Annotated in this window: 18 protein-coding genes and 1 riboswitch; of the genes, 5 read left to right on the top strand and 13 right to left on the bottom strand. The window is 68.6% G+C overall.

Going from position 1 to position 15,191, the window contains the following annotated elements; translation table 11 throughout:
* Positions 1-99 precede the first annotated feature (99 nt).
* A complete protein-coding gene (locus ACNJ7K_RS26525) occupies positions 100-801 on the bottom strand; it encodes a haloacid dehalogenase type II (RefSeq protein ID WP_269072906.1) in 702 nt (233 codons plus the stop codon).
* 102 nt (positions 802-903) lie between these two features.
* Between ACNJ7K_RS26525 and ACNJ7K_RS26520 the strand changes: the two genes are divergently transcribed.
* Both ACNJ7K_RS26520 and ACNJ7K_RS26515 read left to right on the top strand, forming a co-directional pair.
* Positions 904-1,425 carry an Rv2732c family membrane protein gene (locus tag ACNJ7K_RS26520; protein WP_268654432.1) on the top strand — a complete coding sequence of 174 codons (522 nt, stop codon included), beginning with the start codon at positions 904-906 and terminating at the stop codon, positions 1,423-1,425.
* A 121-nt stretch (positions 1,426-1,546) separates the two neighbouring features.
* Entirely contained in the window at positions 1,547-2,095 is a 549-nt protein-coding gene (locus ACNJ7K_RS26515; protein ID WP_268654434.1) for a hypothetical protein, read from the top strand.
* On the opposite strand, the gene ACNJ7K_RS26510 is transcribed toward ACNJ7K_RS26515, so the two are convergent.
* From ACNJ7K_RS26510 to ACNJ7K_RS26495, 4 genes are read right to left on the bottom strand one after another with little or no spacing between them, the layout of a single operon-like run.
* Complete coding sequence (locus ACNJ7K_RS26510; protein WP_268654435.1) at positions 1,998-2,828, bottom strand: cobalt-precorrin-6A reductase; 831 nt, start codon at positions 2,826-2,828, stop codon at positions 1,998-2,000. The two genes, ACNJ7K_RS26515 and ACNJ7K_RS26510, sit on opposite strands and share 98 nt — an antisense overlap.
* Positions 2,825-4,303 (bottom strand): cobyric acid synthase, encoded by a 1,479-nt coding sequence (locus ACNJ7K_RS26505; RefSeq protein ID WP_487042546.1) that lies wholly within the window; start codon positions 4,301-4,303, stop codon positions 2,825-2,827. The genes ACNJ7K_RS26510 and ACNJ7K_RS26505 overlap by 4 nt, the downstream gene beginning before the upstream one ends.
* Before the next feature lie 4 nt (positions 4,304-4,307).
* A complete protein-coding gene (locus ACNJ7K_RS26500) occupies positions 4,308-5,078 on the bottom strand; it encodes a CbtA family protein (RefSeq protein WP_487042545.1) in 771 nt (256 codons plus the stop codon).
* Between the two features lie 14 nt (positions 5,079-5,092).
* Positions 5,093-5,287 (bottom strand): CbtB domain-containing protein, encoded by a 195-nt coding sequence (locus ACNJ7K_RS26495; protein ID WP_006552982.1) that lies wholly within the window; start codon positions 5,285-5,287, stop codon positions 5,093-5,095.
* A gap of 32 nt (positions 5,288-5,319) precedes the next feature.
* Positions 5,320-5,438: riboswitch (cobalamin riboswitch) on the bottom strand.
* A gap of 53 nt (positions 5,439-5,491) precedes the next feature.
* Between ACNJ7K_RS26495 and ACNJ7K_RS26490 the strand changes: the two genes are divergently transcribed.
* Complete coding sequence (locus ACNJ7K_RS26490) at positions 5,492-6,052, top strand: histidine phosphatase family protein (protein ID WP_192378516.1); 561 nt, start codon at positions 5,492-5,494, stop codon at positions 6,050-6,052.
* On the opposite strand, the gene ACNJ7K_RS26485 is transcribed toward ACNJ7K_RS26490, so the two are convergent.
* The 3 genes from ACNJ7K_RS26485 to ACNJ7K_RS26475 form a co-directional block, all read right to left on the bottom strand.
* A complete protein-coding gene (locus ACNJ7K_RS26485; protein WP_487042544.1) occupies positions 6,042-6,971 on the bottom strand; it encodes a cation diffusion facilitator family transporter in 930 nt (309 codons plus the stop codon). The two genes, ACNJ7K_RS26490 and ACNJ7K_RS26485, sit on opposite strands and share 11 nt — an antisense overlap.
* An 85-nt stretch (positions 6,972-7,056) precedes the next feature.
* Positions 7,057-8,220, bottom strand: a complete 1,164-nt coding sequence (locus ACNJ7K_RS26480) for an FUSC family protein (protein ID WP_174246991.1) — start codon at positions 8,218-8,220, stop codon at positions 7,057-7,059.
* Positions 8,221-8,231: 11 nt separating this feature from the next.
* On the bottom strand, positions 8,232-8,648 hold the full coding sequence (locus tag ACNJ7K_RS26475; protein WP_064256541.1) for a DUF3151 domain-containing protein: 417 nt from the start codon (positions 8,646-8,648) through the stop codon (positions 8,232-8,234).
* Between the two features lie 79 nt (positions 8,649-8,727).
* On the opposite strand from ACNJ7K_RS26475, the gene ACNJ7K_RS26470 reads away from it, so the two are divergent.
* A complete protein-coding gene (locus ACNJ7K_RS26470) occupies positions 8,728-9,645 on the top strand; it encodes an Rv0361 family membrane protein (RefSeq protein ID WP_487042543.1) in 918 nt (305 codons plus the stop codon).
* 131 nt (positions 9,646-9,776) lie between these two features.
* Here ACNJ7K_RS26470 and fbaA read toward each other — a convergent pair whose 3' ends face one another.
* Positions 9,777-10,814 carry a class II fructose-bisphosphate aldolase gene (gene fbaA, locus ACNJ7K_RS26465; protein WP_487042542.1) on the bottom strand — a complete coding sequence of 346 codons (1,038 nt, stop codon included), beginning with the start codon at positions 10,812-10,814 and terminating at the stop codon, positions 9,777-9,779.
* 164 nt (positions 10,815-10,978) lie between these two features.
* On the opposite strand from fbaA, the gene ACNJ7K_RS26460 reads away from it, so the two are divergent.
* Entirely contained in the window at positions 10,979-11,719 is a 741-nt protein-coding gene (locus ACNJ7K_RS26460) for a VTT domain-containing protein (protein WP_487042541.1), read from the top strand.
* Between the two features lie 72 nt (positions 11,720-11,791).
* Here the strand turns inward: ACNJ7K_RS26460 and ACNJ7K_RS26455 are convergent, their stop codons facing one another.
* From ACNJ7K_RS26455 to ACNJ7K_RS26440, 4 genes are all read right to left on the bottom strand, one after another.
* Complete coding sequence (locus ACNJ7K_RS26455; protein WP_120283633.1) at positions 11,792-12,934, bottom strand: glycoside hydrolase family 76 protein; 1,143 nt, start codon at positions 12,932-12,934, stop codon at positions 11,792-11,794.
* 77 nt (positions 12,935-13,011) lie between these two features.
* Positions 13,012-13,698 carry a TrmH family RNA methyltransferase gene (locus tag ACNJ7K_RS26450; protein WP_120280212.1) on the bottom strand — a complete coding sequence of 229 codons (687 nt, stop codon included), beginning with the start codon at positions 13,696-13,698 and terminating at the stop codon, positions 13,012-13,014.
* Between the two features lie 2 nt (positions 13,699-13,700).
* The gene (locus tag ACNJ7K_RS26445; RefSeq protein ID WP_487042582.1) at positions 13,701-14,309 is read right to left on the bottom strand and encodes a hypothetical protein; all 609 of its coding nucleotides are present in this window, start codon (positions 14,307-14,309) and stop codon (positions 13,701-13,703) included.
* A gap of 59 nt (positions 14,310-14,368) precedes the next feature.
* Positions 14,369-15,151 carry an SDR family oxidoreductase gene (locus ACNJ7K_RS26440; RefSeq protein WP_487042540.1) on the bottom strand — a complete coding sequence of 261 codons (783 nt, stop codon included), beginning with the start codon at positions 15,149-15,151 and terminating at the stop codon, positions 14,369-14,371.
* Positions 15,152-15,191 lie beyond the last annotated feature (40 nt).

Raw genomic sequence — 15,191 nt, 5'->3', positions numbered from 1 at the left:
GTCCGGCCGTCTCAGGGTGTGTGTTCGACCGTGGTCATGTGGTGGTAGCCGATACGTACCAGCTCCGACAGCACGTCGGTGTCCACGGTCGACAACCTGTCACGGAATCTCCCGCAGGTCCTCGATGCGATGGTCGAACTCCCCCTCGGTGTCGTCGACCGCGTCCTCGACGCGGCCGTTCTCGAGCGGCCGGTACACGAAGACCGTGTTCAGTCCGACCTCGCGGGCGGCCCGCAGATCGTAGGGATGCGACGCGACCATCGCGGCCCGGGAGGGATCGACCCCCAGATACCGGCAGGTGCGCTCGTACAGGAAACGTTCGGGCTTGAAGGCGCCGAACAGTTCGGCCGTGAGGATGGCGTCGGCCTCGAGCTGCTGGTCACGGAAGAGCGTGATCATCGTGGCCATGTCCGTGTTGGACAGTGTCGCCACCACTGCCTGCGAACGGAGTTCGTTCAGCCCGGGCCGCACGTCCGGCCACGCCTCGAGGCGTTGCCAGGCCCGCGCCGTCTCGACGCGCACGTCCTCGGGAAGGTCGACCCCGAACTGCTCGCACACGTCGCCGAGTCCGTCGACGTAGGAGTCCTGCACGCGATACCACTTCTCCACCGACTGGTCGAGACGGAGGATGCGTTCGTAGTAGTCGCTCCTCCAGGCCCGCACCAGGTCGCCCACGGTCGCCGGATCTGCATAGGTACCGAGTGCCTCGGCCACCGCCCGGGTGACCGGGGTGTAGAAGTCCATCAGCGTGCCCTGCACGTCGAAGATGTACGCGTCGTATCGACTCACGCCCAGGAGCATGCCCGATCGTGCCGTCCCGAAACGGAGTTGCAGAACCCGCCCACCGATGTGGCCCGCGTCGCATACTGGGACCGAAGCGTCGCCGCGCTCCGGGGGTGCACCATGGACGACCTGGCGGAATTCCGTCACGATCTCGATCGCATCGAACACCGCGTCGCCGGTGAGGTGGTCGTCGGCCGCTCGCGGGTCCGGATCCTGGCCGGGTGCGTCGCGCTGCTGGTCGTGGGTCTGCTGCTTCCGCAGGCCACCTCCGTGACGTCCCTGACGGCCCTTGTGCGCTGGGATTCCGAGGCCGCCACGCTTCCGCTCCGCGTCTTCGATGTCTTCGTGGTGGTGTTCGGCATCCTCGTACCGCTCGTCGCATTGCTCCGACGGAGGTGGGGTGCCGCGGCGATCGCGATGCTCGGTTCGGGCGCGGCGTCGATGGTGGGATTGTTCGCGGTCTGGTCGCAGGCGGGAATGGTCGCCCACACCTCTCACGCACCGCACGTCGGCCTGTATCTGTGCTGGGGGGCGGTGATGGCATCCACCGCGGTGTGGCTGCCGGTCGTGCTCTCCACCGCTCCCTTGCGCAGCGCTCCTCCGGTCACCTCCGGAGTTCTGACTCCCCGGGGCGATCACTGACCGCACCGTTCGCCGATCGACAGTGGCGCGCGTCACGCGTGCAGTGCAACACTGTAATCAGTGCAACACGCACAGGTTGATCGGTGCGACACGCACCAGGTCGCGTCCCGAGGAGGACATCATGCGACATTCACACATCCACGGATTCGGACGACCGGGCGGCTGGCAACAGGCCGACGTCCCCGACGCGAGCGATGCCGCCGAGTGGTTCGCCGGCAGACTCCCCGACGACTGGTTCACCGGACCGCCCGACATCGAGATCGACAGAGAGGAAATCTTCGTCGTCGGACCCCTCGGGGTGCCCGACGGCACGAGCGACACCGAGATCGACGGACGCATCGCTCGATTCCGCGAGACCACGCGCGCCGACCGGATGCGCATCGCCGACGAGGCCGAGGCCCGCTACGGCCGCAAGGTGGCCTGGGGCGTGAAGGCCGGCGACCGGACCGACCTGTTCACCCACCTCGCCGTCCCGGTCATGACGCGACTGCGTCAACCCGAACGGAAGGTGCTCGACACCCTCGTCGACGCGGGTGTCGCGCGGTCCCGTTCGGATGCGCTGAAGTGGACCGTCAGGCTCGTGGGGCAGCACTCGGAGCAGTGGCTCCGGGAACTGCGCGAGGCGATGAAGAAGGTCGACGATCTGCGTTCCGAAGGTCCGCAGGTCTGACCGCCGCGCTCCGGAGGACCCATTCCCGCGCTGCCGCCACGGTCTCCACCGTGGCGACACCGCGGGGTGCGGGCGGGCGACGCACGACGATCACGCGCACGCCCAGTTCGTCGGCGGCGTCGAGTTTGCCGCGGGTGAGCGAGCCACCCGAATCCTTCGTGACGACGGTGTCGATCCCGTTGTCGAGCAGCAGTTTCCGTTCGTCAGTCGCTGTGTAGGGGCCGCGTCCGAGCAGCACCGACCAGCCCGGTGGCAACTCGGTCGTCAGCGGGTCGACGACGCGGACGAGCACGTCGTGCGCGGCGAGCGGCCCGACGAAGCGGTCGAGGGTCTGCCGTCCGGTGCTGAGGAAGATCCTCCGGCCGGTCGCGGCGACGTGCGCGGCGACGTCGTGGTCGTCGACCCACGTCCACAGGCCGTGCTCGTCGTGCCAACCGGGTCGTTGCAGGCGCACCAGCGGAACGCGCGCGGCGGTGCATGCCGTCGCGGCGTTCGCGCTGATGCCCGCGGCGAACGGATGGGTGGCGTCGACGACGGCTCGGATACCGCGCTCGGTCAGGTACCGGGCGAGACCGTCCGCGCCACCGAACCCTCCGATGCGCACCGGACCGACGGGCAGGCGGGGATTGCGGACCCGGCCTGCCAGGGAGGATTCGAACGCGATGTCCGTGCCGTCCAATGCCACGGCGAGGGAACGGGCTTCCCCCGTTCCACCGAGGATGAGGACCGTCACCGAAGGGTTCCCCTCAGCACGGGCAGGGTTCGCTCGTCGGAGAGCATGGCGAGCAGAGCGTCCATGTCGAGATGTTCGTCGACGAGGTCCGCGAGCGCCTCGATGCGGGCCTCGCGTGCTGCCGGGAAACTCACTTCCCCCGTGCGGATCTCGCGGCCCACTGCCGCAGCGACCTCGCGCAACCATGCCCGCCGCACCGCGTCCCCTTCGAGGGCGCCGTGCCACATGGTGCCGAACACCGAGCCCACACGGGTGCCACCGAGGAAGTCGGTGCCACCGTCGACGGTGACGCGTCCGTGGTGGATCTCGTAGCCGGAGGCGGCCGCCTCCAACGCCGTGCCCCTCGGTAATCGGAGAACCTTCTCGTGTGCGAATTCGGTTCGGACGGGGAGTAATCCGAGACCCGGCTCGCTCGCACCGGGGACACCTTCGACACCGTGCGGGTCGTCGATGTGCGTGCCGAGCATCTGGAATCCGCCGCAGATACCGAGGACCGGTCCATCCCGGCGGGCGTGGTCGACGATCGCGGTGTCGAGTCCTCGCGAGCGCAGCCACGCGAGATCCGCGAGTGTGGCGCGTGTTCCGGGCACGATCACGACGTCGGCACCGGCGAGCGCTCGCGGGTCGTCGACGAAGCGGACCCGCACGTCCGGTTCGAGGCACAACGCGTCGACATCGGTGAAGTTGCTGACCCGCGGCAGCATCACGACGGCGATGCTCAGTGCGCCGTCACCGTCGTGCGCGGGGCGGGAGGTGAGGGCGAGCGAATCCTCGGAGTCGAGCCACAGCTCGCGTTGCCACGGCAGCACGCCGAGCACCGGGCGGCCGGTGACCCGTTCGAGCGAGTCGAGTCCGGGTTTCAGGAGCGAGACGTCGCCGCGGAACTTGTTGATCACGAAGCCGCGGATCAACTGCTGATCCGCGGCGTCGAGCAGGGCCAGCGTCCCGTACATCGAGGCGAACACGCCACCGCGGTCGATGTCGCCGACGACGACGGTCGGCATCGAACCGTGTTGCGCCAGGCCCATGTTCACGTAGTCGTGGTCGCGCAGATTGATCTCGGCCGCGCTTCCGGCACCTTCGCACACCACCACGTCGAACCGGCGACGGAGATCGTCGAAGGCGCCGAACGCCGCGTCGGCGAGATGCTGTCGCCCACCGGCGAACTCACCTGCCTCCAGCGATCCGGCGGGGCGCCCGAGAACCACGACGTGGCTGCGCCGGTCGCTGCCGGGTTTGAGCAGCACCGGGTTCATCGCGGCCTCGGGGATCGCACGGGCGGCCACCGCCTGGATCCACTGGGCGCGCCCGATCTCCGCGCCCTCGCTCGTCACCATCGAGTTGTTCGACATGTTCTGCGCCTTGAACGGCGCGACCTTCAGGCCGCGCCGCGCCATGGATCGGCAGATTCCGGTGACGACCACGGATTTCCCTGCATCCGAGGTCGTTCCGGCGACGAGCAGACCCGAACCCATGTCGTCAGGCCGGGATCGTCACGCGACGGGAGGCGCGTTCGGTGAGGTAGGCGAAGACCACACCGAGCGCCGCCCACAGGGTGAGCTGCACGGTGAACGACGCGACCCGGAACTCCCACAGCAGCGTCGCGGGGAAGCCCTCCCCCACCTCGTCGATTCTCGGCAAGGCGAGATATCCGAGACCCACCACGACGAGGAAGGCGAACGCTGGGCCTGCGATGCGGACGGTGTGCAGGTCCTGGGCGGCCAGCGCCTTCGCCACCGCGACGGCCACGGCGATCGCGACGAGTCCGAGAGCGACCGAGGCGAGCCACAGCAAAGTGCGTTGATCGATCGTCTCGGGATCACCGACGGCCGGCGGATTCGCCGGGTACTTCACGAACGGGACGGCCTCGACGGCGAGCCACGCTCCGGCCGCCCCGAACAATCCGAGCTTCCAGCCCGGCATGTCGGTGAGGCGACGCGCGAAGTGCAACACCGACGCGTAGAGGGCGCCGAGCGCGAGACCCGCGAGGGTCGTTGCGAGGAACAGTCCGGCCTTCTGACCGGTACGGTCGACGAGCGCATCCTCGCCGTGACTGTGACCGTGGGATTCCCCGGTGGTCGCAGCGTGGTCGTGATCGTGCGAATGCGCTTCGCCGGCAGCTTCTTCGAGCGCGATCGCGGATTCGATGTGGGGTTCGCCGACGACGAAGGCGACACCGCCGGCGAGCAGACCCGCGACGAGTCCGGCGAGCAGGCCCCTCAGCAGCAGGTGGAGGTAGGTTCCGGGCATCGTGGTCCCCGTTCTCAATGGCACGGAAGACCGAGGAGGTGCCGGCCGTCGTGCATCAGTTCGTGCATGAACATGCCGGTGCGCGAGATCGCGCCCTGATCGAATCCGACCAGGTAGAGAACGAGAAATGCCGCGACGATCACTGCAGCGAGAGCGACTGCGAGTGCGGCGGAGCCGAGCGACTCGTCGGGGGTATGGACAACAGCCATGACAATCCTCCTGGGATTTCGCGTCCCATTCGATTCCGTCATGTGCCGCGGGAGTTTTCTGGCTTCCGGAGATTTCGAGATCTCCGGTTACAGTGGCGCGACCGCTCCGGTTTCCCACCGGATTGCCTACACCTCGGCACATCTTTACCGACGCACCTTCGCACCGTGCGGTCTGCGATGTCAAGCGGAGAGGACGTACCTGCCGTGACCCGATTGTTCTTCGTCGCACACGCTTCCACGCGTGCGACGGAACAGGCCCGATTTCCGTGCGACGAGTCGATCTCCGAACGAGGCCGCCGCGAACTCGGACGCGTCGCGGTGCCGGTCGTCGACCGGTGGGTGTGTGCGCCCGAGCGACGCGCGGTCGACACGGTCCACGCCTTCGGCGTCCCCGCCGAGATCGACTCCGCTCTGCGCGAGCTCGACTACGGCAGGTGGTGCGGGGCGGGGTTGGACGAGCTGCCCGAGAGCGACCTGGCGATGTGGCTGACCGAGCCGGCTTCGGCACCGCACGGCGGCGAGTCCGTCGAAGACCTCATCCGTCGGATCGGCACCTGGCTGGCCGCCCAGGACGACAGCTACGAACGTGTCGGGGTGGTGACGCACCCGGCGGTCGTGCGGGCCGCGACGGTGTGCGCTCTCGACGCTCCGGCGTCGTCGTTCCGGAGGGTCGACGTGGGACCGCTGGACGTCGTCCGGCTCTACGGCGGGCCGGGTCGGTGGACGTTGCGGCCGAACCGGTTCGCGCGGCGAGCTACCAGGTGACGTCCTTCTCGCACTGCTTGCCGTCGACCGTCGACTCCACCTGGACGGTGGCGTGCTCGAGCCCGTGCGACGACAGCGCGGTGCGCGCCGAGTCGAGGATCCACTGCGGGTCGTGGTCGCTGACGAGATGCACGGTCGCCACATCCATGCCGGTGGTCAGCGTCCACACGTGCAGGTCGTGCACGCCGCACACGCCGGGCAGCGCGAGCAGGTCGGTGCGCAGGAGGTCGACGTCGAGATGTGCGGGCGAGGTCTGCGTGAGGATGCGCAGCGACTCCGCGGCCAGTCGCAGCGCGCGCGGTACGACCCACAGGGAGATGAGCACACCGACGACGACGTCGGCCAGGCTCCAGCCGAAGATCATGACGAGTGCGCCCGCGATGAGGACGCCGACGGATCCGACGGCGTCGGCGAGCACCTCCATGTAGGCGCCGCGCACCGCGATGCTGTCCTTCGCGTCGGCCCGCAGCATGAGCATCACGACGATGTTGGCGGCCAGTCCCGCGAGGGCGGTGACGATCATGGGCAGGCCGGGAAGTTCGGGGGCGTCGCCGATGCGGTCGATCGCCTCGTAGAACACCCAGCCGGCGACGCCGAGCAGCAGCACCGCGTTGACCATCGCGGTGAGGACCTCGGCGCGGTGCCAGCCGAAGGTGCGCGACGCCGCGCTGCTCCCTCGCCGGGCGAGGATGAGGGCGACCATGCCCATGGACACCCCGACGACGTCGGTGAGCATGTGGCCCGCGTCGGCGAGCAGGGCGAGGGAGCCGATCAGGAGACCGACGAGAGCCTCGAGGACGAAGAACCCTCCGAGGATGCCCAGCGCGAAGGCCATGCGCCGGATGACGGCGCGCGTGGGACCGGCGCCCTGACCGTGACCGTGGCCGACGCCGTGTGAGTGCCCGTGACCCGAACCCATCGAACTCCCTCTCCGAACCTCGGGCCATCGTATGCACGAATGTGCATATGTTCAACGGCTACGTGCCCGGCGAGATCGGAGGGACTTATTCGTCCGGGTCGTAGGCCGGATGTTCGACGGTGGGAGGAAGAGTCGCGATCGCGGTGATCCGCTTGAGTCCGGCGGTCCGCAGCAGGTCGACGATCAGCGACCTCATCTGCGCGAACACCACCGTCGCCGACACTCCTGCCCCGGCGATGAGTTCGGGATCCATCTTCTTGGCGATGCTGCGCAGGACACGCGCGGCCTCGGCCTGGTCGGGCTGCTCCCCCGGCTCGGCCAGAACCATCTCGCGAAGGACGTCCACCGCGTCGGCTACCTCGACGAAACGGTGCACCAATCGCGAGTCGAGGATCTCGTCGTCGCGGACGAGAGTCAGGGAACGTCGCGCGAGCACGCGGATGTTGCGCATCGCGTGATCGATCGGGTCGGCGGCAGCCGTCAGGACCGCGAGACGCTTGCGGCTGTTCCAGTACAGCGGCGAGACTCGGCTGATCTCTCTGCCGCCCTTGAGGTTGGACCGCATCGCGTCGATCGCGGGCTGGGTGGCGCGGGCCTGTCGCAGCGCTTCCTCGATCGGTTTCGCGTTGTTCTCCACGAGACCGGACTCCACCTTGCGCAATACCTCGCTCGCGGTGGCGAGGATCTCGGCGGCGTTGCGGCGCGCCCGCCGCACGGGATGCGTGGGAATGAGCGCAACCACTGCAATCCCTGTGAGCCCGCCGATGAGAGCGTCGACCATACGGTCGACACCCCCCGTGCCGCCGGGCGGCAGAAGGGTGGCGACGAGCACCGCGGAATTACCCGCCTGCATCGAGAAGATCGGGCCGCTGTCGAGCGCCACAGCGGTACCCATCGCCATGATCACGACCAGTGCGATCTGCCACGGTCCGCTGCCGATCAGCGAGACGAGCAGGTCGCCCACGCCGATCCCGACGGTCACACCGCAGACGAGTTCGACGGAACGCCGCAACCGGGCGCCGAGACCGAGCCCGAGGGAGACGACTGCCGCGATGGGCGCGAAGAAGGGCTGCTGGTGCCCGACCAGGTCCTTCGCGACCCACCACGCCAGACCCGCCGCCAGCGCGCACTGCACGATCGGCAGCGCCGATGAGCGCAGCCGTTCGAACGAGTCGGTCAGGCGATTACGAGCTCCCTGACGGGTGGGTCGACGCCGGGTCGCCGCGGACAGTCTGTTCGACACAGACATGTACGGGGCGTCTATTCGACGCCGAGTTCTTCCGCTGCCCGCGGGTCGCAGTCCTCGAGCAGGTCCAGGCAGCGGGCGTGCTCGTCCGACTCACCGATGGTCCGGGCTGCCCGGGCGAGCACGGCGACGCAGCGCAGGAAACCGCGGTTGGGTTCGTGGCTGTAGGGCACGGGACCGAAGCCCTTCCAGCCGTTGCGGCGCAGCTGGTCGAGGCCGCGGTGGTATCCGGTGCGTGCGTAGGCGTAGGCCTGGATCGTCTCGCCGCGGTCGAGTGCGGCCTCGGCGAGATACGCCCATGCGATCGAGGCGGTGGGATGGTCGGCTGCGACCTTCGCCGGGTCCTCGTTGTTCAGCAGGGCCGACTCCGCGTCGTCGTCGCCGGGGAGAAGGGTGGGCTGCGGTCCGAGAAGATCACCGAAAGACGTCATGGGGTCATTGTGCCCTTCCGTGGCGAAGGCTCGATAGAGTCCCCGGGTAACCGCAGGCCGTCGAGCGAGGTGCAGCACGTTGTCGGACCCGAAGAACGAAGAGTCACCCGAGCAGACTTCGACGACCCCTTCTGTCGGAACACCGGACGAGAGTACGGAGAACGAACCCGCCCTCGAGCCGGCTGAGCAGGTCTCCGAGGAAGCGGAGCAGGTCTCCGAGGAACCGGAGGAGCCGACCACCGATGCGGCGTCCTCGGATGAGGACACGAGCAGCGACGAGCCGGAACAGGCTGCAGACGAGAACGTCGCGACGGACGAGACCGTGGCGCTTCCAGTCGCCGAACCCGAGACCGCCGAGTCCCGCCCGGACCCCGAATCCGAGCCCGCGTCCGATGCCACCTCCGCCGCCGATGCGCCCACGGTGCAGATCCCGGTCCGCAGCCACGTGCCGAAGGCGCCGCCGCAGCGCATCGCTCCGCGCGGTGAGGAACCGACGGTTCAGCCCGAACCCGTCCGCGTCGCCGTCCAGCCCACGCCCACGCGCATCCCGCCGGCCCGCGACAAGAGTCGCGGACGCCGGCTGATCGTTGCGGGAGCAGCGGCCGTGCTGGTGGTCGTGGCGATCGTCGCGGCCGGGGTGATCGTGTTCCTGAAGGACCGCGCCGACAACTCCCCCGAGAGCCGGATCCGTTCGAGCATCGACACCTTCGTCGGAGCACTCGAATCGGGCGACCTCACGACCCTGCGGGAGTCGACCTGCGGAGCGCTCTCCGACTTCTACGAGACGGTCGATCCGGAGAACTTCCGCGACATCCACCGGCTCGCCGTCGAACAGGGCGAGATCCCGGTGGTGACGAGCGTCGACCGCATCCAGATCACCGAGGGCACCGCCATCGCGCAGGTCACCGCGCACACGGTGAACGATCCCGGCGATGTCACCGACCGCACCTTCGACCTCACGCTCGACGGCGAGCAGTGGAAGGTCTGCAGCGAATAACGGAACCATGCCGGCGACGAGTGCGCAGAAGTCGTCGTTCGCCCTCGGCGTGTCGCGACGATTTCTGCACACCGTAGGGACGACGAAGGGCGCCGACGGCAACGTCGGCGCCCTTCGTCTATCGGTGGGTCCTACTTGGCCGAGACCGAGCGTCCCGCCGACTTGAGGTCGTTGCAGGCCTCGATGACACGCTGCGTCATGGACGCCTCGGCCTTCTTGAGGTAGCTGCGCGGGTCGTAGGTCTTCTTGTTGCCGACCTCGCCGTCGATCTTGAGCACACCGTCGTAATTGGTGAACATGTGTGCCGCGATGGGGCGGGTGAACGCGTACTGCGTGTCGGTGTCGACGTTCATCTTCACGACGCCGTAGCTCAGCGCCTCGTCGATCTCCGACTTCAGCGAGCCCGAGCCGCCGTGGAAGACGAGGTCGAACGGCTTCGAACCCTCCGGAAGGCCCAGCTTCTTCGACGCGACGGCCTGACCTTCGGCGAGGACGGACGGCTTGAGCTTGACGTTGCCCGGCTTGTAGACGCCGTGGACGTTGCCGAAGGTCGCAGCGAGCAGGTACTGGCCCTTGTCGCCGGCGCCGAGCACGTCGACGGTCTTCTCGAAGTCCTCGACCGTGGTGTAGAGCTTGTCGTTGATGGCGTTCTCGACGCCGTCCTCTTCACCGCCGACGACGCCGATCTCGATCTCGAGGATGATCTTCGCGGCCTTGGCGGCAGCGAGGAGCTCCTGCGCGATCTCGAGGTTCTCGTCGATCGGGATGGCCGAGCCGTCCCACATGTGCGACTGGAACAGCGGGTTCTGTCCGTTGTTCACACGCTCCTGCGAGATCGCGATGAGCGGGCGGACGAAGCCGTCGAGCTTGTCCTTCGGGCAATGGTCGGTGTGCAGAGCGATCGTCACGTCGTACTTCTCGGCGACGACGTGGGCGAACTCGGCGAGCGCGACGGCACCGGTGACCATGTCCTTCACACCCAGGCCCGAGCCGAACTCGGCGCCACCGGTCGAGAACTGGATGATGCCGTCGCTGCCGGCGTCCGCGAAGCCCTTGATGGCGGCGTTGATCGTTTCGGACGAGGTGCAGTTGATGGCCGGGAACGCGAAGGAGTGCTCCTTGGCGCGGGCGATCATCTCGGCGTAGACCTCGGGAGTCGCGATAGGCACAGCGGCTGTCCTCCAGATGAGAGTCGATCGGCATCCCACCGGGGTGTGGTGGGTGCCCGGTTGTCCTTGCAGTATGTCAAGTGACACGCCTCCTCGATACTCGGGCCGTCCGGGTCGGTGTCGGGATTCGGGGAGAGGTGGACGCCGCCGGTACCCTGGATCGCGTGACTGTGCTCGAAGCCTCGGAGTCCGTGACCAATCTGGCCCTGCTACCGGGGTTTCTGGATCCTGTCAATCTACTCAATTCGTTCGGTACCTGGATGCTCATCGGGCTGCTGCTCGTGGTGTTCATCGAATCCGGTCTGCTGTTCCCGCTGCTGCCCGGCGACTCGCTGCTGTTCACCGCGGGCCTGATCGCGGCCGCCAAGTCGGCGGAGGTCGAACCGTTCGCCCCTTTGTGGGTGCTGATGGTGACGATTCCGATCGCCGCGGTCCTCGGCGACCAGGTCGGCTATCTCATCGGAGCGAAGGGCGGAACCAGGCTGTTCAAGCCGGACTCGAAGCTCTTCAAGCAGGCCTACATCGACGAAGCGCACCGCTTCTTCCTGCGACACGGACCCGCGATGATCTTCCTGGCACGTTTCGTGCCGATCGTGCGCACCTATGCCCCGCTCGTCGCGGGCGCCGCGAAGATGCCCTACCGCGTGTTCATCACCTACAACATCATCGGCGGCATCGTGTGGGGCGCCGGCGTGACGCTGCTCGGCTACCTGCTGGGACAGATCAGCTTCATCGCCGACAACATCGACATCATCTTCCTGGGCATCGTGTTCGTCTCGGTCATCCCGATCATCACCGAGGTCGGCAAGCGCGTGCTCAGCTCGCGTCGGGCCAAGAACGGTGCGGCGCCGGCCGCCGAGACCGAGGCCGCGACGATGCCGATCAACCGCATCGACAGCAAGTAGGAACGGTCCTCACACCGCAGAAGGTGGATTCCGCCCGTCGAACGAACGGGTCGGAATCCACCTTCTTCCGTTTCATGACCGCGACGCGGTGACGGCGTAGGCAGCTTCCATGAGCATCCACCCGCCGAGCTGCACCGACATGTCGCGTTCGGCGACGGCCGACTCGCGGACGGTGCCGCCCGCGAACCGCGCGACCGACGTGCCCAGACCGGGCAGCCGCGCCTGCCGCGACCAGTCGCGGCCGAAGACCGGCAGCTCCTCGACCTGCAGTCGGTTCTCCCAGGCGGCCTCCGCCGACGCCAGCACGATGCGTGCCGCGGCGTTGCGGGCGCGGATGTCGTCGCCGTCGACGACGGGCAGTGTCGTGGCGACCATCGCGAGGTAGCGGGCCAGGATCCCGTTGAACAGTCCCCCGTCGCCGCCTCCCCCGCCGGTGACGACGCTGCGTTCGGTGAGGTGATCGTCGACCGCGGCGACGAGCGCGTGGACCCTGCGGCGGTGCCGGGGGTCGTCGAGCTGCAGGGCGAGTTCGGTCTCGAGGCCGAGCGTCACCCCCTGGCAGTAGCTGTAGATCGCGCGTTCGTGCACGCCGTCGCGGATGCCGTCCAGGACGAGACCCGTTTCGGGGTCGAGCAGCACGTCGTGGATCCAGTCGGCCATCTCCTCGGCGCGGTAGACCTTGCCGGTGCGGGCGAGCAGCAGCGCCGCCGGACCGTTCGCGGGGGCGTTGAAGAAGTTGTCCCGCCGACGCCACGGGATGCCGCCCCCGCGCTCGGGTTGCCACGCGTCGACGAGCTCGTCGACGAGGGTCGCGATCGCGCCGCGGTGGTCGACGTAGAGATGCCGTTCGGCCCGTTCGAGCGACAGGCCGAGCCACGCCATGTCGTCGTAGTAGTTGTTGGTCCAGCCGGTGAGGTTGCGGATGCGGTGGGTGCGCGCGAGCCGCACGACACGGCGCCGGCGGCGCGGGGTGGCGTCGCGCTCGGCGGCGTCGACGGCGGTGTCGATCAGGTGCGCCTGCCACCAGTAGTGCCAGGAGAAGAACAGCCGCTCACGTCGGACGGCGGGCCAGCCGACCACCCCGAGCGCGGTGCCGGGGAGGGCCCAGAGACGACGGATGTGCCGCGACACGATGGCACCCTCTGCGGCGTCGGCCCGCTCCGACCACCGGGCGGCCTCGACTCCGTCCGAACGCTGTCCTGCTGCGGTGTTCATCACCCTCCACACTGCCCGACCGGCGGCCGCCCCGACGACGGTCCGCGCGACTTTCATCCCGGAATGCGGGGCAGGTGTTACCAGGCGTCCGAGAAATCGGCGTGCTGCCGGATCCACGCGTGCATCGCGATGCCCGCGGCGACACCCGCGTTGATGGACCGCGTGGAGCCGAACTGGGCGATGGAGACCGTCATCGAGGCGACGTTGCGGGCCGCTTCGGTGACGCCGGGGCCTTCCTGCCCGAACAGCAGCAGGCAGCGGCGCGGCAGGGTCGCCGTCTCCAGCCGGACCGAGCCGGGGGTGTTGTCCACCGCGACGATCTCGAGGTCCTGTTCGGCCGCCCACGCGACGAGCGCGTCGACATCCGAGTGGTGGAGCAGGTGCTGGTAGCGGTCGGTGACCATCGCTCCGCGCCGGTTCCACCGGCGTCGTCCGACGATGTGCACGGTGCCCACGGCGAACGCATTGGCGGTGCGGACGACAGTTCCGATGTTCGCGTCGTGGGCGAAGTTCTCGATGGCGACGTGCAGCGGGTGCCGGCGACGGTCGATGTCCGCGACGATCGCCTCGCGGGTCCAGTAGCGGTAGGCGTCGACGACGTTGCGCCGGTCGCCGTGGGCGAGCAGCTCGGGGTCGTAGCGCGGGTCGATGGGCGGCTCGGTGCCGAACTCCTCGATCCACGGTCCGACGCCGTGCGGGTGCTCACCCCACTCGGTGGGGCCCGCCGCGTCCTCGACGGCCGGTTCGGAATGCGTGTCGGTCACCGTCAGAACGTCTCGTTCGAACCTGCTGCGACGCGGAAACCGTGGCCGGTGGCATCGTTGGTGCAGGTCACGTCGGCTGCGGTGGTGGCGCACGTGTAGCCGAGCTGCGACAGCGACGATCCCGGCGGCAGGACGGGGCTCGCCCCGTCGGGCGAGAGGTAGACCGGTCCGCCCGAGCACACGAACTCGCCTTCGCCGGAGTCCTGCACGCGGATGCCGAGTCCCCAGTTGACCATGCAGTCCTCGGGGCGCGGCGGGATCGGATCGGTCGGTCCCTCGCAGCCCGCCTCGGTGCGGGTGGGCAGCCGGACGATGCCGCATTCGAAGGTGCCGTCGGGGCTGCTGAAGTAGTACGACTCGTTGCGCTGGTACTCGACCTGCGCGAGCGGAGCGGGTTCCTCCGGGGAGGTCTCCGGCTCGGGAGGCGGTTCGGTCGTCGACGGGGTCGTCTCCTCGGTGGTGCTCGGAGCGACCGTCGTGGGCGAGGTCGTCGAGGCAGCCGCCGAGGTCGTCGTCGACGTCGCTCCGGAGTCGGCCTCCGGCCCGTCCGCGGAGCCCCCGCATCCTGCGACGAACAGTGCCGCACCCGCGACGACTGCGACCGGCCACATCCGAATTCTCACGCAACACCCTTCCCGACGACGTGCGGGTGTCACTCTATCGAGCGGTGTCAGTGGCCGGTCAGGCGCCGGTTGACCAGGCGATTCATCCATCCGGGCGACACCTGGGCGAGTGTGGCGAGCACGGTCGCCTGCCGGCCCACGGGCCTGTGCACCCGTCCCGAGCGCCGCGTGGGGCGGGTCGCGTCGAACACCGCGCGGGCGACGTCGTCGGCGCCGAGGTTCACGCCCAGTGAGCGTCGCGAGCCGATGTCCATCCCGTCGACCATGTTCGTGTCGACGAACAGCGGCCACAGCGCCTGCACCTTGATGTCGTGGCGTGCCCACTCGAGTTCGAGTGCTTCGGTCAGACCGCGCACCGCGAACTTGGTAGCGCTGTAGGTGGCGAGCTCGGGTTGTCCGTAGAGCGCCGACGCCGAGCACATGTTCACGATGTGCGCGCCGGGGGTGTCGCGGAGATACGGGAAGGCCGCGTGGCAGCCGAGGACGACACCGGTGACGTTGACGTCGACGAGCTGGCGGTGCCGACTCGCCGGGGTGTCCTCGAACGGCCCGGACGACAGCAGCCCGGCGTTGTTGACGAGGACGTCGAGCCGACCGTCGGTGCAGAAGTCCTCGAGGGCGCGGGTCCACGCGGAGGTGTCGGTGACGTCGAGGGCACCGGTGACGATCCGCCCTGCGGCGATCGAGGCGCCCTCCTCGGCGAGGCTCGCGAGCCCCACGGTGTCGATGTCGAAGGCACCGACGCGGTAACCGTGACGGGCGAAGAGCAGGGCGGTGGAGCGACCGATACCGGCAGCGGCGCCGGTGATCACCACGTTGGGAGCGGACATGGCATCACCCTAATCACGGGCGGAAGCCGACGGGGCCGAG

Source organism: Rhodococcus shunpengi, assembly GCF_048381395.1.
Taxonomy (GTDB): Bacteria; Actinomycetota; Actinomycetes; order Mycobacteriales; family Mycobacteriaceae; genus Rhodococcus.
This window is presented reverse-complemented; position numbering and strand designations above follow the sequence as displayed.